Raw genomic sequence first — 20184 nt, forward strand, 5'->3', positions numbered from 1 at the left:
TTCTGCGGATGGCCTGTTCATGTTCCGGAATGAGCGTGAAGGAAGAATGAATTAGGGAAGAATGAAGATGAAAAAAGAGACCATGTTAGATAAAGGCTACACCGCCTGGCTGAAAGCCATGCTCGATATCGCGAAACACTACCGTCTGGATTATTCAGAAGAACACGTTAAAGCCACCATCGCGTGGGAAATGGGTTCACCGGCTGACGTCGTGCTTGATGAAATGGCCAAAAAACTCGGGCTGGGGCGCGTGACGCGTGATTTGCATCCGCGTGATCTGGATCCGGTCAGTGTGCCGTTTGTGGTCACGCTCGATAACGGCCGGCTGGGTGTGGTGACACATCTGGACGCCAGCGGCCAGTGCGCCGTGCAATTTACTGAAGATAACGGGCTGGAAACCACCCTCACGTCTGAACAACTTTCTGAGCGGGCGCAGAGCATCACGCTGCTGCGACCGCTGCATACCATTCCTGATGCGCGCGTTGATAACTACATCAAACCGTACAAGAAAAACTGGTTTTGGGATCTGGCACTGAAAGACTGGCGTCGTTACAGCGACATCATGCTGGCGTCGATGATTGCCAACGTGCTGGCGCTGGCGGGCATGCTGTTTTCCATGCAGGTGTATGACCGCGTGGTGCCGTCGCAATCTATCCCGACACTGTGGGTGTTATTTGCCGGTGTGATGCTGGCGATCACCTTTGAATTTGTGATGCGCATGGTGCGCGTGCATATTTCGGACGTTGTGGGTAAACGCGCCGATTTGCGTATTTCCGACCGCGTTTTTGGCCGCGCGCTGCGCATTAAAAACGGTGCCCGTTCCAAATCCACCGGCTCCTTTATTTCGCAAATCCGCGAGCTGGAATCGGTACGTGAACTGATCACCTCGACCACCATCAGCGTGATGGCCGACCTGCCGTTCTTCCTGCTGTTCACGGTGATTTTGTGGATGATTGGCGGTCCGCTGGTGTTTGTCGTATTACTGGCGCTGCCGCTGTTGCTGATCCCCGGATTACTGATCCAGAAACCACTGGCGAAACTGGCCAGTGAAGGGATGCGAGAATCGGCGGTGCGTAATGCCTCGCTGGTGGAAGCGGTGGAATCTCTGGAAGACATCAAACTCATGCGCGCCGAACAACGTTTTCAGAACCAGTGGAATCACTGCAATGAAGTGTCGGCGGATATCAGTATGCGTCAGCGTTTTCTGACCAGCATGCTGATGACCTGGACGCAGGAAGTGCAGTCCATCGTCTACGCCGTGGTGCTGCTGGTCGGGTGTTATCTGGTGATGAGCGGCGATATGACCACCGGTGCGCTGGTCGGCACCACGATTCTGGCCTCACGTACCATTGCGCCGCTGGCGCAGATTTCCGGCGTACTTTCCCGCTGGCAGCAGGCGAAAGTCGCGCGTAAAGGGCTGGATGAACTGATGCAGCGCCCGATTGATCAGGAAGACGGTCAGAAGATGGTCCACAAGGCGCAAATCACCGGCGACTACGCGCTGCATGACGCGGTGTTTTATTACGATGAGGAAGAGAAAGTCGCCAATCTGACCATTGCAAAACTGCACATCAAACCGGGTGAGAAAATCGCCGTGCTGGGCAAAAACGGGGCGGGGAAATCGACGCTGTTGCAGGTGCTGGCGGGTATGCAGCAGGTTCAGCAAGGGCAGGTGGTGCTCGATAACGTCAATATTAAACAGATTGATCCGGCGGATTTACGCCGTGACGTCGCGCTGCATAACCAGAATGCCAGCCTGTTCTTCGGGTCGGTGCGCGACAACATCACTATGGGACGCCCGCAGGCCACTGACGAAGAAATTCATCAGGCGCTGGTCATCAGCGGTGCGCTGACGTTTGTGCAGCAAAAAGAGAACGGTCTGAATTTCCTCATTCATGAAGGCGGTGTCGGACTTTCCGGCGGTCAGCGTCAGGCACTGTTGCTGGCGCGTAATATCATCACCCAGCCGCAGGTTCTTTTGCTCGATGAACCGACCGCATGGCTGGATGAGATTTCTGAATGGAATCTGATCAATCAGCTCTCCGGCTGGGCAAAAGACAAAACGCTGGTCGTCGCCACGCACCGTCTGGCGCTATTACAGCTGGTGGATCGCATCATCGTCATGGATAACGGGCGCATTTCTCTCGACGGTAATAAAGACGAAATCCTCAACAAGCATTTCAGGCAAAAAGGACAGGCACCGGCAGCGGCGCAACAGCCCGTGAAACCGCCGGTTAAACAGGAGGCATCATGATGAACGGACGCACATCATTCCAGCGCCAGCAGGCAGAAAAAGCACTGCCACGCTCCACCCTTCTGGTGTGGGCCTTATCGCTGATGCTGCTGTGTTTTTTCCTGTGGGCGAATTTCTACACCCTGGATGAAGTCACCACCGGCACCGGTAAAGTCATTCCTTCTTCTCACGAGCAGATCGTGCAGTCGCTGGAAGGCGGGATTGTTCACAGCATCGACGTGCAGGAAGGCGAAGTGGTGGAACGCGGGCAGCGTCTGGCTCAGCTAGACCGGACCAAAACCGAATCCGGCGTCCAGGAAAGCGTGGCGCGTTTACATGCCGCGCTGGCGACCGCGGCGCGTTTGACGGCGCAGATCAACAACACGCCGCTGGTGTTTCCGCAAGAGCTGGATGACGAGCCGGAGCTGGTGAAATCGGAAACTGAACTGTATAACTCCAGCCGCAACAGTCTGGAAAAGCAGTTAACTGGCCTGAAACAGGGCGTGACGCTGATCCGTCGTGAGCTGTCGATGACCGTGCCGCTGGTCAAACAGGGCGCGGCCAGTGACGTGGAAGTGCTGCGTCTGCAACGCCAGATTAATGAAATGGAAAGCAAGGCGACCGATCTCGAAACGCAGTATCACGTGCGCGCCGGTGAAGAGCTGGCAAAAGCCAACGCCGAGATTGAAGCGCAGCGCTCGGTGATTTTAGGGCGTAAAGACTCACTGAATCGTCTGGAATTCTTCTCGCCGGTCAAAGGGATTGTGAAGAATATCGACGTTAATACCGTCGGCGGCGTGATCCCGCCGAATGGCAAGCTGATGACGCTGGTTCCGATCGACGATCAGATGCTGGTGGAAGCGCAGATTTCTCCGCGTGATGTGGCGTTTATTCATCCGGGGCAAAAAGCCAAAGTGAAGATTACCGCCTATGACTATTCCATCTACGGCAGTTTCGACGGCGAAGTGACCACCATTTCTCCGGACACGATCCAGGATGAAGTGCGCCGTGATGTTTACTATTACCGGGTGAATATCAAAACCAGCGCCAATTATCTGGAAAACAAACACCACGAAAAGTTTTATATTTTCCCCGGCATGATCGCGACGGTGGATATCAAAACCGGCAACAAAAGCATTCTTGATTATCTGCTGAAGCCGCTGAACAAAATGAACGAAGCGCTCAGGGAGCGTTAATCTTCCTTCCCGCCCTCTGAAAAACTGCAGCCTGAGTGCTGCAGTTTTTTTTCATTACTGCGCCATTTCAGCTTCGGCAAGAAACATAAAAACGCGGTCGTCGTTTTACAAAATACTTTCAACGGGCGTAATTACATGGGTCATGATCTGCTGCTGAAAATGGCGATGGTTGATGATTATTTTGAAAAATGTGCCGGACGGGAAAATTCCTATAAATAGAAATGAGATCCTGGCGGTTAATAATGTTTAACGAAGATAAATCGGAGTGTTGGTTTATTTTTATATGAAAATTTACATATTAAAGACTTTATATTTTCAATGTTAAATATAGAATGCCGCCACGTAATTTTAAAATATCCGATCCTGAAGATTATTGTATGACAAGTGTTATGCAATATTATCCGTTTTGTAAAACTTAACTCTTTCAAGGAACCTTATGTCTCTCTCCCGCAAAAAAGGAATTTACCTGTTCAGTGCCCTGATGATGTCAGGAATGATGCTATCTGCCAGTGCAACTGAACCGGCCGCGGCGCCAGTGACGCCATCAGCGACGGCACCGGTTGTGGCTCCTGCTCCGGCACCCACCGTAGATCCAGAACCTGTTCCCGCACCTGCATCTGCACCTGTTCCCGCACCAGAACAGACGCCTGAGCCAGTAGCCACCCAAGCACCGGCTGTTGAAGCGACGTTGCCAACCGCTCCGGCAGACATCACGCCTCCGGCACCGGAACCGGCAAAAAATATCATCCCGGAAGAGGTCACCGCCGAAAGCATTAACGCCGCCGGAATAGCCCCGGCACCGGCGCAGATGCCCGACAGTGAAGAGCAGAAACGCGCGTATGCCAGCGGTGTCATGCTGGCGCACTTTATCGAAGAGCAGCTCGCTAATCAGAAAAGCCTGCATATCACGCTGAATAAAAACATCCTGCTGGCGGGTATCGCCGATACGTTCGCCCATCAGGGGAAAATGACCGACGAAGATATCCGGGCGACCATGTCCGCGTTTGATGAGCAGGTTAAAGTGCTGACGCAGGCGCAAAACGAGAAGAAACAGGCGGAAGATAAGGCCTATGTCGATGCGTTTGCCAAACGCGAAGGCGTCAAAAAGACCAGGCAGGGTCTGCTGTATTTCATTGACAATAAAGGGGAAGGCGCTGCGCTGAAAGACACCGATACCGTACAGGTGAACTACCAGGGGGTACTGGTCGATGGCACCGTCGTGGATGCACCAAAGATCGATAATGCCAACGAAATTTTCCGCGTGGCCACTATGCCGCCGGTGCTGCGCGACAGCGTAAAACTGATCCGCAAAGGGGGGCAGATTACCGTGGTGATCCCACCGGCGACGCTGGAAAAAGCCAAAGACGCCAGGGGTGAATCGCCGCTGAATAACGTCGTGATTTACACCATTTCCGTGGTTGATGTGAATCAGTCGAAGTAAGATTTTCGTTCTTTAAGCAACGGGGTCAGCAGGCCCCGTTTCTGGTGTTCAGCCAGCTGAATCAGTGATGCACAGCAATATACCGTTCGTACTTTGCCGGTTTTAGCTGGCTGAGATCCACCAGCACCAGACCATCAATACAGTTGTTGAATTCGGGGTCGCTGCCGAAATCAATGAACTGCACGCCGCCGCTTTCACATAGTTCTGAATACTGCTTATACAGCGCCGGAATACTGCATCCGAGATTGGTCAGTAAGCGCTTCAGACGTAGCAAATCTTCCTGATAATCGTCGCCGCAAAACTGTGCCAGCACATCGGGCAGCGAAGCCGGATACGGGCGGCGCGAGGTCGCCAGCGGTAACGCCGGCGCAAAATACAGGCGATAAAACGCTACCAGCAAATCGCGGGCGGGCAGCGGCATTCCGCCGGAAATCGACACCGGACCAAACAGATAACGCGTCTGCGGATATTTCGCCAGATACGCGCCAATGCCCAGCCACAGGTAATCCAGCCCGCGTTTGCCCCAGTAAGCGGGCTGAATAAAGCTGCGTCCGAGTTCGATGCCCTGCGCCAGAATCGGGTCCATCTGATGGCCGTACTGGAACAGACTCTGGCTGTAGATCCCGTTCAGTCCTTTGCTGGCGACCTGATCGGCGGTCGGGATAAACCGGTAAGCGCCGACGATTTCCAGCGCCTGCGGATCCCATAACACCAGATGATAATAATCATCGTCGTAGCCATCGAGATCACGGCGGCGACCGCTGCCTTCACCGACGGCGCGGAACGCAATTTCCCGCAGACGCCCCAGCTCGCGCAGAACGGGGACGTAATCCTCGCCGTGACGACGATAGAGATAAATCATTTTGCCGTCCGGCGTTTTGCCCAGCACTTCACTGGCTTCCAGTGCATGTTTCAGTACGGCGCGATCTTCCGCACGGGCAATTGACGTTTCAGTGTGGAACAGCCCCGGTTTACCTGCGCCGAGGCGGTAAAGATGTTTACGAAAACGCGCCGCCAGATCGCCCGCCTGCATTTGTCCGTCGTGCCAGCTGGAGTACGGAATGCGTGAGCCAATTTTCAGCGTCAGGCTGTTGCCGCGCTGGCCGAACATTTCATGCACCAGCAATAGCGTACTGAGCGGGCGGTAAATCATCGACGTGAGATAAAACAGCGCGCTGTTGCTGCCGCTGATATGTACCGGCACCACCGGCGCACGGGCTTTGGCCGCCAGACGCAGAAAACCGGTGTGCCATTTGCCGTCGCGCACGCCTTTGGAACTCATGCGGGAGACTTCACCCGCCGGGAACACAATCAGCACGCCCTGATTCTCCAGGTGTTCCTGCATCTGTGTCACCTGATTGCGCCGCGTGCGGTTGCCCATATTGTCCACCGGGATCATCAAACTGCCCAGCGAGGACACCAGCGACAACAGCTGGTTCGCCACCACTTTGACATCCGGACGCACCGACGCCACCGCGTGCAGCAGCGCCAGACCGTCGAGCGTACCAATCGGATGGTTGGCGACAATCACCACCGGCCCGTAACTCGGGATTTGCTCGCGGTCACGTTCCGTCAGTTCACAGCGAATAGTAAAATGCTCCAGCACCTGCTCGGCCATATCAATCCCTTTCAGGTGCTGATACTGACTGGCAAAGCGGTGAAATTCTTTTTCGCGGAATAAGATTTTTAACAGACGGCGTTGCCAGGAAGGGGTTTTGTGCTGCGGGTCGAGATCCTGAAACAGGGTATCCATGCTGAACATAGGATGTCCTCCGGTTGAAGTCTCCCGACCATAATCAGGGCGCATGACAGTGATGTGTCACTTTGATGGCAGTACGGGGAAGCCTGAATAAAACAGCGGTTCAATTTGTTGCGAAAGTCATCAATTGCTAATAAAGTCAAAGACTCATTTACGGCTTCGCAACATGCCTGAACCTTCTTCGTGAGACACGAATTTCCATGCCTGAACCTGCTTCGCCCGACCTTACTGCGGTCAGCCCGTCCAAGACCACGCTGCGAATTCTCTCCATTCTGGTGTTCAACTTTGCCAACTATCTGACCATCGGCCTGCCGCTGGCGATTTTGCCGGGTTACGTCCACGAACATCTTGGTTACAGCGCGTTCTGGGCCGGGCTGGTGATCAGCCTGCAATATTTCGCCACGCTGCTGAGCCGTCCGTATGCCGGACGTTATGCCGATAAAATCGGGCCGAAGAGGGTGGTGATGTTCGGGCTGAGCGGTTGTCTGCTCAGCGGCGTGTTTTATCTGCTGGCGCTGGGATTTGATGCGTCACCGGCGGTCAGCCTGGCGTTGTTGTGCGCCGGACGGATATTACTGGGCGCAGGGCAAAGTTTTGCCGGAACCGGCTCGACGCTGTGGGGCATCAGCGTGGTAGGTTCGCTGCATATCGGCAAAGTGATTTCGTGGAGCGGCGTGGTGACGTATGGCGCGATGGCCATTGGCGCACCGCTCGGCGTGCTGATTTTTAGTATCGGCGGCCTGACGCTGCTGTCGGCCTGCATCATTCTGGTGGCACTGGCGGCGTTAATCACCGCATGGCGCAAACCGCCGGTAACCGGCACGGCGTCCACGCAAATTCCGTTCCGTCAGGTGCTGGGCAAGATCATGCCGTACGGCATGATGCTGGCGCTGGCGTCCACCGGCTTTGGTGTGATCGCCACCTTCATCACCCTGTTTTATGCCGCCAAAGGCTGGTCGGGCGCGGCGTTCTCGCTGACTTTCTTCAGCGTGGCGTTTGTCGGCATGCGGCTGTTACTGCCCAACAGCATTACGCGTTTTGGCGGATTGCAGGTGGCGCTGGCCTGTTTTGTGGTGGAAATCGCCGGGCTGATGATGGTGTTTTTCGCCCCAACCGCGTGGGCTGCGATGGCCGGTGCGTTTATTACCGGCGTGGGATTCTCGCTGGTGTATCCGGCGCTGGGCGTGGTGGCGGTGAAGAAATTGCCGCAGGAAAATCAGGGCAGCGCGCTGGCGACCTATTCGGCGTTTCTGGATTTATCTCTGGGAATTACCGGCCCGCTGGCCGGTGTGCTGATGGCGCAGGCCGGGATTGATGCGATCTATCCCGGCTCGGCCTTGCTGGTATGTATCGCGATGGCGCTGGGTCTGCGGTTGCTGTTACGTCAGCCCTCGCCGGAAACCAGCGCCTCTGTCAGTTCCGATTAAACCGCCTGCCGGAGGCCACGGATGCGGCCCATATGCAGCGTATCCACCAGCTCGCCGTCACGCATGGCGTAGCACGGGCTGAGGCCTTCAATGCTGAAACCGAACTTTTTGTACAGCCCGATAGCAGCCTCGTTATCGGCATACACCGTCAGCTCGACGCGGATCACGTGCAGCCATTTGTCGCATAACTCAAGGGCAGCTTCGATAAGCTTGCTGCCGACGCCTCGCCCCTGAAATTGCGTATCCACACCAATCCCGAACGTTGCCACATGGCGGCGTCGCCACGGCTGCTCGACCATTAAGGTCAGATTGCCGACCAGTTTGCCGTCGATGCACGCCACCAGCGCGAACCGGCCGGGCGCGGCGTTAGCAAGCCGGTCTTACCATAGCGTGGAGGGCGGATAAGGAAGTTGTAGTGTGTCGCTGTAAACAGGAACCTGAGCGTATAGGTGCTGAAGCGCCTCTGCATCTGCGGCTTCAGCGTGACGAATGACTATTTCGCTCATGGCGACACTCCTCTTTTTGTGGTTACTGTTTGAATATCCTCTACATTTATCAGGAATAGGAAAACTGTCAATTGAATGTTTGGTGAAAAAAAAATGCTTTACAAGTGCGAATGATAATGATTATTATTGCCATGCGTTCCGGGGATGGCCTCACACCAAGGTCAAACGGGTCCCCATGAATGCACGACATTGCTCACATTGCTTCCAGTATTACTTAGCCAGCCTTAAGCGCTGGCTTTTTTTTCTTCATATTTTGAGCCGTGGGTTCGTTGGCTGCGTTCGCTCACCCCGGTCACATACTTGTGTATGCTCCCGGGGATTTGCTTACTGGCCGCCTGCCCACAACTCAAACTATTTCGAAAAAATTTCCTCTAAACCTTACTCATAATTCAAACTATTTCGAAAAACTCCTCAGTTCCTCAGGCTATTAGTCGTCAGGCAAGGATCATATTCTGCTGCCATATCACCCGATTTCCGGCGGGTGGTTGGGCGATGACGGTGCTGCCGGATAAGCGGTTATTGAGGAACATCAGTGAGCTGGCGGGTTGTGCAGTGACGTCGGTGAAATCGAACGTCGCCTGGGTCAGGCTTGAGGAAAGAATATCGATTTGCTTTGGCGCAGTGCCGGAAAGCGTGAAGCCGACCTGATTAAATTGTGAAGCCTGAACCGACAGGGTGGAAGATTTCAGGATCAGCGGCGCAGACTGTGTGGCGGCGTTAAACGTACAGCGCACAAAATTTACCGGTGCGGTGCTGTCGAATGCGTGTCCGCTGATGGCGTTGAACACCGTATCGGTAAAGGTGATAGCGGCCGTCACGTTGCTTTGCACCACCGGCGCACCGTCCTCCGGCAGGGAAAACTGGCACTGACGAATGACGTTCGGGCGCGCAGCGCGTTGCGAGGCCTGACTGATAATCAGCGGGCCATCGGCGGTGCAGCCGGTCATCTGCAAACCGTCGGCATTGACCCACAACATCCCGGACTGCGGGATAGTCTCGTTGGTGATCACCACCAGATCTTCCAGCGTCAGTTCACTCACGCCGGAGCGGGCGACAAACCACGGGCAGACGTGCTTACGCACATTGATAAGTTTGGCGCTGCCTCCCCAGGTGACGCCGGAATTGGCAAAGGTCATCAGGCCGGAGTTGCCGGTATAAGTGAGATCGTGTTCGTACTGACCGTGGGTGACGAACGGGCCTTTTTCCGCGCTTTGTCCGCTGGCATGACAATTTTCGACCAGGCAATACGCCGACGCCGTGAAATCATTTAAATGCCGTGCATTTGCCACGCTGCAATCACTGACATGGCCGTACAGACAATAGATTTGCTGTGTCAGGTATCCGGCACCGCCAAAGGCCGTATTCGGCGGATTGGTGAGAGAGCATTGCTGCGTCAGATAATGGGTATTCCAGCGGCGCATCACCACCGGCCAGAAAGAACCCGTTGAGTGGATCCCCGCGACGTTGGCATATACCGCGTATTCAAACGCCACCGGATGGCTGCCGGTGATCTGGTCATCTCCCGCGCCGGAAAACTGCATATTTTTAACAGTAACGAATTCAACTGGCTCGACTTTTTGCCAGCTGATCACCCTGCCAGCCAGCAGTTCCCAGCCGTTGTAATAGCCAATCTGAATATGCGTACTGTCAGGAATAGCGATGATTTCCACCAGCTTTTGCAGCTCGCGTTCCGCCGCGCCTTTCACCGGCGTAACCTGCACCGCGTACCAGTCGCCCACGCTGAACAGTGACGAATCCGCGACCGGGAAAATATCCGTCTGTTCCTGCAACGTTTCAGTCAGCGTGAAAATGACAGGCGTGCCGGTGACAGTGCCCTGGAAAAACAGCACGGCGGCAAACGGGTCATTGACCGGTGCGCTGGCAATGCCGGTGGTGAAAACGCGGTTGTTCTGGAAATCCAGGGTGATGTCAGAACGTGTGAAATGATGGCGGCGCTGAAAGAGCAAATCCGTAAACGCCAGAATCTGGCTGATTTGCGGATCATTCACTAATGCATCCAGCGCATCGTCAGCAGGTTGATCAGCATTAAGAATGCCGAAATTGCGGAAATCGCCGACACCCTGATGGATAAGACGCCAGCGACCATTGGCCGAATGGTCAGAACTGATCACTGTGCCGTTATTGGCGGGCAGAACGCAGTTTTTGTCCCAGTGATAATGACCGCCGCCGCCGTCACCGGCCTGAAAATAACCATTAACGAAGACATTATGATCCAGGCGTATTTTATGATTCTTCAGCGCGGATACAGAATTGAACGTTTTCATGGAAGATTCCTAATGAGGCTCAGGGGTGAGCCACTTTATTTTGTTATACCTCCGTGTTTTCAACCACAATATGCGGCCCTGTACTGGCTGGCACAACAGAGGTGGTATTTATCAGGATGTTATTCTGTTCGATAAAATAAGAGGGGCGGGAGAATGCCTTATCTGAAAATAACCGCCTGCCGTGCGTGAATGTCACGTGATGTGCCTGATAATGATTAATACCGCTGGCGACCTCAATATGAAGCTGCTCGTCACCCGTCACTTCACTTTGCAATGGCCCTAACCGCCAGGTCACGGCATGGTCGCCGGTGCGCGAAAGTAAAGGCCGGGACATGTGATCGCCGGCCAGCGTGGAATCGCCATTAATCACGATTTTCTGCGGTCCCTCTGCGGTTAAAATAAGGGACACATTTTCAAGGCGGCAGGCGTTAAAGTTAATATCTTTATTTTTAATTAACAGCGAAACATCTTTATCCGTTCCTTTGAACTGGCAATGGGAAAAATAGACCAGCGAACGACCATTAATAGAATTTCGGGCTTCAGCCGCCGCATGAGAAACAATATACGGGTCGTCCGGTGCCAGATTACTGATCGTGGAATCATGACGCGGATCCAGCACAAATCCGCAGTTTTCAAACACGTTCATTTTGATACTGCGCCGGCTGTTTTGCAGTAATGTCAGCTCGCCGCTGAGGGTGCAGTTTTGCACCGTCAGGCCGTCGCAGTTGAGGCGCAATATACCGAGATTATCCTGTTCCCCATTCCGGTAAATACAGACATCCGTTAAGGTCAGATCCGTGACATGCGTGTCTGCGGTCAGTATGGAACAGCGGTGTTGGTTGATGACAATCCGTGCTGCCGACTGACCCCAGGCTTTGCCGGAATTGGCCAGCGTCAGGATGCCAGAGTTGGCTGTGAAGTGCAGATCATGTTCATACTGGCCGTGTGTCACGAAAGCACCGGAGCTGTCACCGTTGCTGTGACAGTTCTTTACCACGCAGGAAGAGCTGGCGGTCAGATCGTTAAGATGTCGGGCATTAGACGTTGTACAGTCGCTAATCACGCCGTACTGACAGTAAATTTGTTGGGTCAGATACCCTGCGCCGCCCCAGGAAACCGAAGGCGGGTTGGGCAGCGAACATTGTTCTGTGCGAAAGAAGGTATTCCAGCGGCGGAAAATAACCGACCAGAAGGTGCCCTGCGCGTGAACGTTAATGACATCGCAATAAATGGCATATACCAGCGCGACGGGCTGGGAACTGTTATTAGCCAGCTGCCCCTCTTCGACATATTGCATATTCCGGATACAGACATTTTCCACCGGCGTGACTTTTCGCCAGTGCAGATGACTTTGTTCCTCCAGCACCCAGCCGCTTCTGTAATTAAGCCGGATATGTGTTTCATCAATCTGTTCTGTCACCTGCACCAGTCGTTGTATTTTGCGTTCCCAGTGGCCGGTCATCCTGTCAGATTCCAGGCAATACCACTGGCCGACAGGATATAAGTTGCTGTCGTCTACCGGATAGATTTCTGATAATAAAGGCAAAGGCTTCCTGAGAACGGATACCGTGGTTTGCTCTTCAGCCAGACCTGTGAAAGAAAAAATAGCGGCAAGATAATTATTTTTGGGGTCAGCCAGTATTTCCAGCCCCGATGCGGTCACTGTGTGGTTATTAAAATCAAGGGTGATATTCGAGCGATTAAAGCGGTGGCGTGATATGAAGTTCAGCGAGGTATGGGCTTCAATCCGGTGAATAAGCGGATCACTGACCATCGCATTCAGTGCCGCATCTGCCGCGTTCTGTCCGTTAAATATGCCGAACTGACGAAAGTCCATGACGCCGTTATGTAATTGCAGCCAGCGGCCTTTAGCAGATTTAAGCGAAGAAATGACGGTGCCCTGATTGGCTGTTTTCTCGCTACCGGCATCCCAGTACACCAGTTTTGGTGCGCCATCCCCGGCAAAGTGATATCCCAACACCACGGCGCAGGTGCGGTCTGCCGGCGCAGAGAGTTGCCTTAATGCCATAATGTTGCTGGCGCTAATTATATTATCCGAATTAATTTCAACGGATTTAAATAATCCGGCGGAGACCACTCCGCCAGTTATTCCCGCGATCAACTCGCGGCGGTTAATCATGATGATTTCCGGAAAACAGACGTCACAGGGATTTTCCTGAATATATTCAATATTTGAGTATTGTACGGATGCGTCATTAAGCAACTTTCGGAAGAACAATTTGCCTTAATTTTCTTCAAATCCTTTGGAATGAGTCGCCGGCATTTGTTCATATTTTTTGAACAGAGGAGTGAAGTTTTTACGCTTTCTTATTCTCAGCCGTTGACTAGACTAGAGAAAACATTGAGGAGAGTTGAACATGATTTACTTACGCAAAGCACAAGAACGCGGTCACGCAAGTCACGGCTGGCTGGAAAGCTGGCATACCTTCTCTTTTGCTGATTACTACGATGCCCAGTTTATGGGGTTCTCTGCACTGCGCGTTATCAATGAAGATTTCATCGATGCGGGGCAGGGTTTTGGTAAGCATCCGCATAAAGACATGGAAATTCTGACCTACGTGCTCGACGGCACCGTGGAACATCAGGACAGCATGGGCAATAAAGAACAAATCCAGGCCGGTGAGTTTCAGATTATGAGCGCCGGTACCGGTGTGACGCATTCCGAATACAACGGTAACAGCGACCGTAAACTGCACCTGTATCAGATCTGGATTATTCCAAATCAGAAAGGGCTGGAACCGCGTTATGAACAACGCATGTTCGATGCGCCGCAGGGTCGCCAGCTGGTGCTTTCTCCGGATGCCCGTGAAGGTTCGCTGAAAGTGTTCCAGGATATGGAATTGTCCCGCTGGGCGCTGAAAAAAGACGAACAGTCTGTTTATCAGATTCAGGCTGAACGCCGCGTGTGGATCCAGGTGGTGAAAGGCACGGTTTCCGTTAACGGCCAGAAAGCCGGGGCGAGCGATGCGCTGGCGATTTGGGATGAAACGGCGCTGTCGGTTCACGCAGACGAAGACAGTGAAATCCTGCTGTTTGACCTGCCTCCGGTCTGATAACCGTTCAGTCAAAAGCATAAGGCGATGCAAGGGTATCGCCTTTTTTGCGTCCTGAATTCTCTATTTAAAGCTGACGTTAATACCGATATTGCCCTGATAACCTTCCTGTTTACCGTCAAAACCCCGCAGATAATTGGCACTGGCATAAAAGGCGGCATTTTTGCTCAGCGTCGCAGTGATCCCACCGCCCGCTTTCCAGGTACTTTGCGTGAAGTCAGGCGAAATACGGGTACTGGCGATAGTGACAGCGGGGGCATCGGTGAATGTCGATACCGCATCAAGGTTCAGGTACGGCGTAATGTTCGGCTGATCCACCTGCGGCAGATGGGAAAGTCGCACACCGGCCCGTGCCTGCACGCTGCTGTCAGTGGTTTTTTCCACCGAGGCTATCCCGTCACTGAATCCTTTCATGTGCAGATACTGATAGATCACCTGCGTCTGAGGTTCGAGTCTCCAGCTTTGGGTTATCGCCAACGGGATGCCGCCTTCGGCTGAAAACGCCACGCCGTAGCCGTCCTGTTTAGCCTGCGTTTCACTCTGGAATTCGGTGTGGTAATCGGTGACTTGCCCGACGAAATCCAGATACGCGCCGCTGCCGGTCTTCACGGTGTAATAACCGCCAATGCCGTAAGCATCGGTAGACACATCTCCGGTATCGGTGGATTCACCCACCAGCCCGCGGGCGCTGTCCGAGCTGTTGGTTTTCTGATCCCCCAGCGAAATCATTACCCCGGCATGCACATTATTCCCGCGCGGTGTCTCATCCTGATACAAATCCTTGCCGATCTGGATATAACGAATGTCGCTGTCAAAACTGAAACGACCCACATCATAATTATCATGCGCCCCGCCGATGCGGGCCCATGTGCCATCCTGAGCGCGTTTGACGCTGTCGCCGGTACGTTCGTGATAAGACCCCATTGAGCTAAAGCCGTACTGCCGGTTAAGGAAGGGCGCGGCAATGTAACCCACGACATCCGTCCGGTAGGCGATCACCGGTTTGGGTATCGGTGTCGGTGTCGGTTGCGGTGTAGGTTCTGGTGCCGGATCAGGATCAGGCACCGGTTCCGGCGGCGGCACCGGCTCCAGATAAGTGCGCAGATACCAGTCTTTTGGCGACGTACTGCCGCCTTTATAGAGATAATAATCGTATGCCCCGGCACTGACTTTTCTCAGCAATTTCAGTGACGATGTGTCATCGCCATCCACCTGCATCAGACGGATCCCGTCGCCTGTTGTCAGCGCACCGCTGCCCCCGACATTGCGCACCAGTACGCCAAATTGTCCGCTGGCGTTACCCTGAACATGCAGTAAATCGGTGGGAGAATTATCGCTGCCCAGTTGCGTGTTGAAATTCAGCGAACCGTTGCCGGAAAGCGTGCTGGTGGTAAGTGTGTGGAAGGCTCCCTGCTGCGGTTGAGTGAAGTTCAGCAGACTGTTATCCATCGATAAATTACCGAGGACGGAATCGCCGGTCAGATTCCACACCGACTGGTTATTCAGCGTCAGTGAGGAGAGATCTTGCACCGCGCCGGTCAGCACGGAGTCATCCAGCGTGACATCGGTTTTCGCCGTCGTCGCATTGATAATATTGCCGATAATCTGGCTTTTACCGCTGACATTCACCGTGCTGGCACCGTTATCGGCAAAGGTCATCGCTGCGTTAATCCCTAAAATGCGGGCCGCGTTGCCGATGATCACTTGCGAGTTACCGTTGTAAATCTTACTGATCCCGACATTACCGCTGTTGATGGTCGAATTATCAATGCGAAGTTTTTGCACCTGATCGGCGGTCATAGGGTCGGCTTGCAGTGAAAGACCAACCGAGGCACTGCCCGGCGTGGAGATCTGCAGCCCGTCAGTCAGAGTCAGGTCGCTGGGGCCAATGAATATTATGCCGTCAGTTACGTTCGCCAGTGCGGTGATAGACCCACCGCTTATCTGCGCCACACTGCCGTTTTCCAGCATCATGCCGGTCCCATATTGTCCGGCGGTTTTGATATCGACATTCTTCATTTGTAAATTACCGAACGACAGTATTACTGCGTTGCTCTGATCACTTTCTGTTGTGATGGTTCCGCCATCGTAAGTGACATTCGAAAAGCGATCGGCGGATCCGTCAATATTTATTCCGTGACGAACCTGAGAGAAAAGTAAAGTATTGATCAATGTGGCATCGGCATTGCTGATAGCGATTGCTGAACTGCTGGGCATTCCACTCAGGTGATTCACGGTTAATCCGGTGGCATTCAGCGTTGCACCCGTATTGACTTCAACGGCATTATCCGCATTATTGGAATTAATAGTGGTGTTGAGCATATTTGCCGTGGCATTATCATTTATCACCACGGCGGCACTGTTGGAGTTTATCGTTGCTTCATTAATATTTAATACGCTGTTTTCATCCTGAACTGTGATGGCATGCGAAATACCGGTCAGGGTGCTGTTGTGATTAATAACAGAATCTTTTCCGATATTAATAATACCGCCGTTTTGTGCAGTAAGGGAGGAGCCAAGCTGGCTACCCGTGGCGTTAAACTGGTTAGCCAGTAAAGTCAGTTCTGCGCCATTATTTACCAGTATGCCATATTTTATCAAAGGGTTATCAGCAACAATGTTTTCGTTATCCTTCGTGGATAAGGTCAGCTTTTGATTGTTCGTGAGTAACAGCGGCAAGGTGTAATTTGCCGCGCTGGCGCTCATGACGGCAATATTGGGCAGACAACATGCCAGCAGAATAAAACGGGTTATTTGACTGTATTTAAACGCCGGCATCGGGCATTCCTCAAAAAAACAGGGGGTGAATGCCGGACAATGTATTCATTAATCTTCAATGGATAAAATCATTCAATATCAATTTTTAACTGAACGCAGGGAATGATATTAATCGGATTTAGTTTTTATTTATGACAACGTAAAATATTTTATTGATACGTCATCTCATGCTGCGGTGATAATTGTTATTCTTTTTCCCTGTAGCCACACTTTTTTCCTGCGCGAATGACATTTGCTCAAAATGTGAAACATTTCACATCGCCGGACAATCTCCGTGAAATTTTATGAACAGGCTCGCACATTTCTGCGGAAACCGTGGAAACCGGTTTCCATAACGCCTCAAATACCTTCAGCAAGCAGAAACGGGCAGAACATAAATCATCTGGGAGTGAAGCAAAATGAAAAGAATCATGCTTTGTTGTTCGGCGGGGATGTCGACCAGTTTGTTAGTGCGCAAAATGAAAGAAGTGGCGGCAGAGCGCGGCGAAGAAGTGCAGATCGACGCGTTCGGTGCCAGCGAATTTGACGAAAAATTCCGCGACTATCAGGTCGTGCTGCTCGGGCCGCAGGTGCGTTACATGCAGGCTGATTTATCCAAAAGAGCCGCAGAATTTAATATTCCGGTCGAAACCATCAACATGATGGATTACGGCATGCAGCGCGGCGACAACGTGCTCGACTTCGCTTACGGCCTGATCGCACAGGAAGGAAGCCGCGTATGAGTGGCCTTTATCAGGCGATGGTTAACGTCATCGAAAAACACATCACGCCACTGGCGGGGAGCGTCGGTCAGCAGCGGCATGTGATCGCCATTCGTGACGGGTTTATCGCGGCGTTGCCTTTCATGATTATCGGCTCATTCATGCTGGTGTTTATCTTCCCGCCTTTCTCGCCGGACACCACCTGGGGTTTCGCGCGCGGCTGGCTGGATTTGTCGCTGAAATACCGCGAGCAGCTGATGCTGCCCTGGTATCTGAGCATGGGCGTGATGACATTTTTCATCTCGGTGGGCATCGGCGCAAGTCTCGGTAAACACTATAAACTCGACCCGATCATGACCGGCTTGCTGGCGTTTATGGCGTTCCTGCTGGTGGCGGCGCCGTATCATGACAAACAAATCTCGACGCAGTATTTCTCCGGCGAAGGTATCTTCACTGCGATCCTGACGGCGATTTATGCCGCGGAAGTGTATGCGCTGCTCAAACGCCGCAACATCACTATCCGTCTGCCGAAAGAAGTGCCGACCGGCGTGGCGCGTTCGTTTGAAATTCTCATTCCGGTGGTGGTGATCGTCGCTACGCTGCATCCGCTGAATCTGTTTATTCAGTCCACCACTGGCATGATTATTCCTGAAGCCATAATGCATTTGCTGGCACCGCTGGTTTCCGCATCCGATTCTTTGCCGGCAATTTTGATTTCGGTGTTTATCTGTCAGGTGCTGTGGTTTGCAGGCATTCACGGTGCGCTGATTGTGACCGGCATCATGAACCCGTTCTGGATGACCAATCTGGCGCTGAACCAGACGGCGTTACAGAACGGCGAGCCGCTGCCACATATCTATCTGCAAGGATTCTGGGATCACTATCTGCTGATTGGCGGCGTCGGCTCGACCCTGCCGCTGGCGATCCTGCTGCTGTGCAGCAAGGCTGTGCATCTGCGTACCATTGGTAAAATGGGCGTGGTGCCAAGCTTCTTCAACATCAACGAACCAATCCTGTTCGGTACGCCGATTATCATGAATCCGGTGTTCTTCCTGCCGTTCACACTGGTGCCGATGCTGAACGCAATTTTTGCGTATACCGCCACCAAACTGGGCTGGGTCGCGCAAGTGGTCTCGCTCACACCCTGGACAACGCCTGCGCCCATTGGTGCGTCATGGGCCGCAAACTGGGCATTCAGTCCGGTAATTATGTGCCTGTTCTGTATGGTGTTATCAGCCGTAATGTACTACCCGTTCCTGAAAGCCTATGAACGTACGTTGCTGAAACAGGAAGCGGAAAAAGCCACGGCACAAACGGCGGGCAATGCCGTGCCGGCAAGCAGCTAAACAGTCAAATAATTCAGTTAAAAACGTAAAGCTAACGGACAGCGAGGATGACAATGAAATACGCATTTCCAAAAGAATTCTGGTGGGGCAGTGCCAGTTCAGCGCCGCAGACGGAAGGTGAAACCCTGAGCCACGGCAAAAGCGCGACGGTGTGGGATCACTGGTATTCACAGCAGCCAACGCGTTTTCATAACGACGTGGGTCCGCAGGATACCTCGACGTTTTATAAAAACTGGCGCGAAGACATCGCGTTGCTGAAACAGCTGAACCACAACACGTTTCGCACGTCGATTTCCTGGGCGCGTTTGATCCCCTACGGACGCGGCGAAGTGAATCAGGAAGCGGTCACGTTTTATAATCAGGTGATCGACGAAATGCTGGCGCAGGGCGTACAGCCGTTTATCAATCTGTTCCACTTTGATATGCCGATGGCGATGCAGGAAATCGGCGGCTGGGAAAACCGCGACGTCGTGCAGGCTTACGCCAACTATGCCGATACCTGTTTTGAATTATTCGGCGACCGTGTGAAGCACTGGTTCACCTTCAACGAACCGGTGGTGCCGGTGGAAGGCGGCTATCTGTATGACTTCCATTTCCCGAACGTGGTGGATTTCAAACGTGCCGCCACGGTGGCGTATCACACCATGCTGGCGCATTCTCTGGCGGTGAAAGCCTATCGTGCCCGCAACACCGGTGGTGAAATCGGTATCATCCTCAACCTCACGCCATCGTATCCGCGCTCGCAAAATCCGGCAGATCTGAAAGCCGCCAATATTGCGGATCTGATGTTTAATCGCAGTTTCCTCGATCCGGCGCTGCGCGGTGAATATCCGCAGGAACTGGTGGAATTGCTGAAAAAACACGATCAGCTTCCGGCCTGTCAGCAGGGCGATAAAGAACTGCTGCAACAGGGCGTGGTAGATTTACTCGGCATCAACTATTACCAGCCGCGCCGTATTCAGTGCCGCGACAGTATGGTCAATCCGGAAAGTCCGTTTATGCCGGAATGGTTTTTCGATAACTACGTGATGCCGGGACGTAAAATGAACCCGCACCGTGGCTGGGAAATCTACGAACAGGGCATTTACGACATCCTCACCAATCTGCGTGAAAACTACGGCAATCCGCGCTGTTTCATTTCTGAAAACGGCATGGGCGTGGAGCATGAACTGCGCTTCGAAAAGGATGGCCGGATTGACGATGATTACCGCATTGAGTTTGTCAGCGGGCATCTGAAATGGCTGCACCGGGCGTTGCAGGAAGGCAGCGGCTGTCTCGGCTACCATATGTGGACATTTATTGACTGCTGGTCATGGATGAATGCCTATAAAAACCGGTATGGTTTCATCCAGCTGGATCTGGAAACCCAAAAACGCACAGTGAAGAAAAGCGGCGAATGGTTCGCGGCGGTGTCTAAAAACAACGGCTTCGATTAACA

The 20184-nt window shown here is 53.0% G+C and carries 12 protein-coding genes and 1 pseudogene; 8 read left to right on the top strand and 5 right to left on the bottom strand.

Translation table 11 applies throughout. From position 1 onward, the window contains the following. Nucleotides 1-67: 67 nt before the first annotated feature. The 3 genes from ACM615_RS21765 to ACM615_RS21775 all read left to right on the top strand — a co-directional run bounded on the left by ACM615_RS21765 (nt 68) and on the right by ACM615_RS21775 (nt 4870). Nucleotides 68-2254, top strand: coding sequence for a type I secretion system permease/ATPase (locus ACM615_RS21765; protein WP_240783269.1), 2187 nt, complete (start codon nt 68-70; stop codon nt 2252-2254). Next, nucleotides 2254-3429 (top strand): HlyD family type I secretion periplasmic adaptor subunit, encoded by a 1176-nt coding sequence (locus ACM615_RS21770; protein WP_113877249.1) that lies wholly within the window; start codon nt 2254-2256, stop codon nt 3427-3429. The genes ACM615_RS21765 and ACM615_RS21770 overlap by 1 nt, the downstream gene beginning before the upstream one ends. Nucleotides 3430-3865: 436 nt before the next feature. Next, nucleotides 3866-4870 (top strand): FKBP-type peptidyl-prolyl cis-trans isomerase N-terminal domain-containing protein, encoded by a 1005-nt coding sequence (locus ACM615_RS21775; protein WP_431012518.1) that lies wholly within the window; start codon nt 3866-3868, stop codon nt 4868-4870. A gap of 61 nt (nt 4871-4931) precedes the next feature. Here ACM615_RS21775 and ACM615_RS21780 read toward each other — a convergent pair whose 3' ends face one another. After that, nucleotides 4932-6632, bottom strand: coding sequence for a lysophospholipid acyltransferase family protein (locus ACM615_RS21780; RefSeq protein WP_431012519.1), 1701 nt, complete (start codon nt 6630-6632; stop codon nt 4932-4934). Nucleotides 6633-6829: 197 nt separating this feature from the next. Here ACM615_RS21780 and ACM615_RS21785 point away from each other — a divergent pair, with 197 nt between their 5' ends. Then, the gene (locus tag ACM615_RS21785; RefSeq protein ID WP_431012520.1) at nt 6830-8056 is read left to right on the top strand and encodes an MFS transporter; all 1227 of its coding nucleotides are present in this window, start codon (nt 6830-6832) and stop codon (nt 8054-8056) included. Here ACM615_RS21785 and ACM615_RS21790 read toward each other — a convergent pair. The 3 genes and pseudogenes from ACM615_RS21790 to ACM615_RS21800 form a co-directional block, all read right to left on the bottom strand. Further along, nucleotides 8053-8562: pseudogene (locus tag ACM615_RS21790) on the bottom strand (GNAT family N-acetyltransferase). The gene ACM615_RS21785 and the pseudogene ACM615_RS21790 overlap by 4 nt on opposite strands. 434 nt (nt 8563-8996) lie before the next feature. Then, nucleotides 8997-10847 (bottom strand): hypothetical protein, encoded by a 1851-nt coding sequence (locus tag ACM615_RS21795; RefSeq protein WP_431012521.1) that lies wholly within the window; start codon nt 10845-10847, stop codon nt 8997-8999. A 43-nt stretch (nt 10848-10890) separates the two neighbouring features. Beyond that, on the bottom strand, nt 10891-12987 hold the full coding sequence (locus ACM615_RS21800) for a hypothetical protein (RefSeq protein ID WP_431012522.1): 2097 nt from the start codon (nt 12985-12987) through the stop codon (nt 10891-10893). Nucleotides 12988-13225: 238 nt separating this feature from the next. On the opposite strand from ACM615_RS21800, the gene ACM615_RS21805 reads away from it, so the two are divergent. Beyond that, nucleotides 13226-13921 carry a pirin family protein gene (locus ACM615_RS21805; protein WP_431012523.1) on the top strand — a complete coding sequence of 232 codons (696 nt, stop codon included), beginning with the start codon at nt 13226-13228 and terminating at the stop codon, nt 13919-13921. Nucleotides 13922-13984: 63 nt separating this feature from the next. On the opposite strand, the gene ACM615_RS21810 is transcribed toward ACM615_RS21805, so the two are convergent. Then, nucleotides 13985-16699, bottom strand: coding sequence for an autotransporter outer membrane beta-barrel domain-containing protein (locus ACM615_RS21810; protein ID WP_431012524.1), 2715 nt, complete (start codon nt 16697-16699; stop codon nt 13985-13987). 398 nt (nt 16700-17097) lie between these two features. On the opposite strand from ACM615_RS21810, the gene ACM615_RS21815 reads away from it, so the two are divergent. The 3 genes from ACM615_RS21815 to ACM615_RS21825 are packed head-to-tail and all read left to right on the top strand — an operon-like array spanning nt 17098 to nt 20182. After that, the gene (locus tag ACM615_RS21815) at nt 17098-17421 is read left to right on the top strand and encodes a PTS sugar transporter subunit IIB (RefSeq protein WP_112289202.1); all 324 of its coding nucleotides are present in this window, start codon (nt 17098-17100) and stop codon (nt 17419-17421) included. Next, nucleotides 17418-18746 (top strand): PTS sugar transporter subunit IIC, encoded by a 1329-nt coding sequence (locus ACM615_RS21820; RefSeq protein WP_112289201.1) that lies wholly within the window; start codon nt 17418-17420, stop codon nt 18744-18746. Before ACM615_RS21815 ends, ACM615_RS21820 begins: the two co-directional genes overlap by 4 nt. Nucleotides 18747-18799: 53 nt before the next feature. Further along, a complete protein-coding gene (locus tag ACM615_RS21825) occupies nt 18800-20182 on the top strand; it encodes a glycoside hydrolase family 1 protein (RefSeq protein WP_431012525.1) in 1383 nt (460 codons plus the stop codon). Nucleotides 20183-20184: the final 2 nt, after the last annotated feature.

Origin of the sequence: Rahnella sp. PAMC25617, from assembly GCF_050606005.1 — a bacterium.
GTDB lineage: Bacteria > Pseudomonadota > Gammaproteobacteria > Enterobacterales > Enterobacteriaceae > Rahnella > Rahnella variigena.

Bases quoted from the DNA above. Each gene is read 5' to 3' on its own strand.
- ACM615_RS21800 (WP_431012522.1), bottom strand. From the start codon at position 12,987: ATGATTAACCGCCGCGAGTTGATCGCGGGAATAACTGGCGGAGTGGTC.
- ACM615_RS21775 (WP_431012518.1), top strand. From the start codon at position 3,866: ATGTCTCTCTCCCGCAAAAAAGGAATTTACCTGTTCAGTGCCCTGATG.
- ACM615_RS21815 (WP_112289202.1), top strand. From the start codon at position 17,098: ATGAAAAGAATCATGCTTTGTTGTTCGGCGGGGATGTCGACCAGTTTG.
- ACM615_RS21785 (WP_431012520.1), top strand. From the start codon at position 6,830: ATGCCTGAACCTGCTTCGCCCGACCTTACTGCGGTCAGCCCGTCCAAG.
- ACM615_RS21780 (WP_431012519.1), bottom strand. From the start codon at position 6,632: ATGTTCAGCATGGATACCCTGTTTCAGGATCTCGACCCGCAGCACAAA.
- ACM615_RS21765 (WP_240783269.1), top strand. From the start codon at position 68: ATGAAAAAAGAGACCATGTTAGATAAAGGCTACACCGCCTGGCTGAAA.
- ACM615_RS21795 (WP_431012521.1), bottom strand. From the start codon at position 10,847: ATGAAAACGTTCAATTCTGTATCCGCGCTGAAGAATCATAAAATACGC.
- ACM615_RS21825 (WP_431012525.1), top strand. From the start codon at position 18,800: ATGAAATACGCATTTCCAAAAGAATTCTGGTGGGGCAGTGCCAGTTCA.
- ACM615_RS21810 (WP_431012524.1), bottom strand. From the start codon at position 16,699: ATGCCGGCGTTTAAATACAGTCAAATAACCCGTTTTATTCTGCTGGCA.
- ACM615_RS21805 (WP_431012523.1), top strand. From the start codon at position 13,226: ATGATTTACTTACGCAAAGCACAAGAACGCGGTCACGCAAGTCACGGC.
- ACM615_RS21770 (WP_113877249.1), top strand. From the start codon at position 2,254: ATGAACGGACGCACATCATTCCAGCGCCAGCAGGCAGAAAAAGCACTG.
- ACM615_RS21820 (WP_112289201.1), top strand. From the start codon at position 17,418: ATGAGTGGCCTTTATCAGGCGATGGTTAACGTCATCGAAAAACACATC.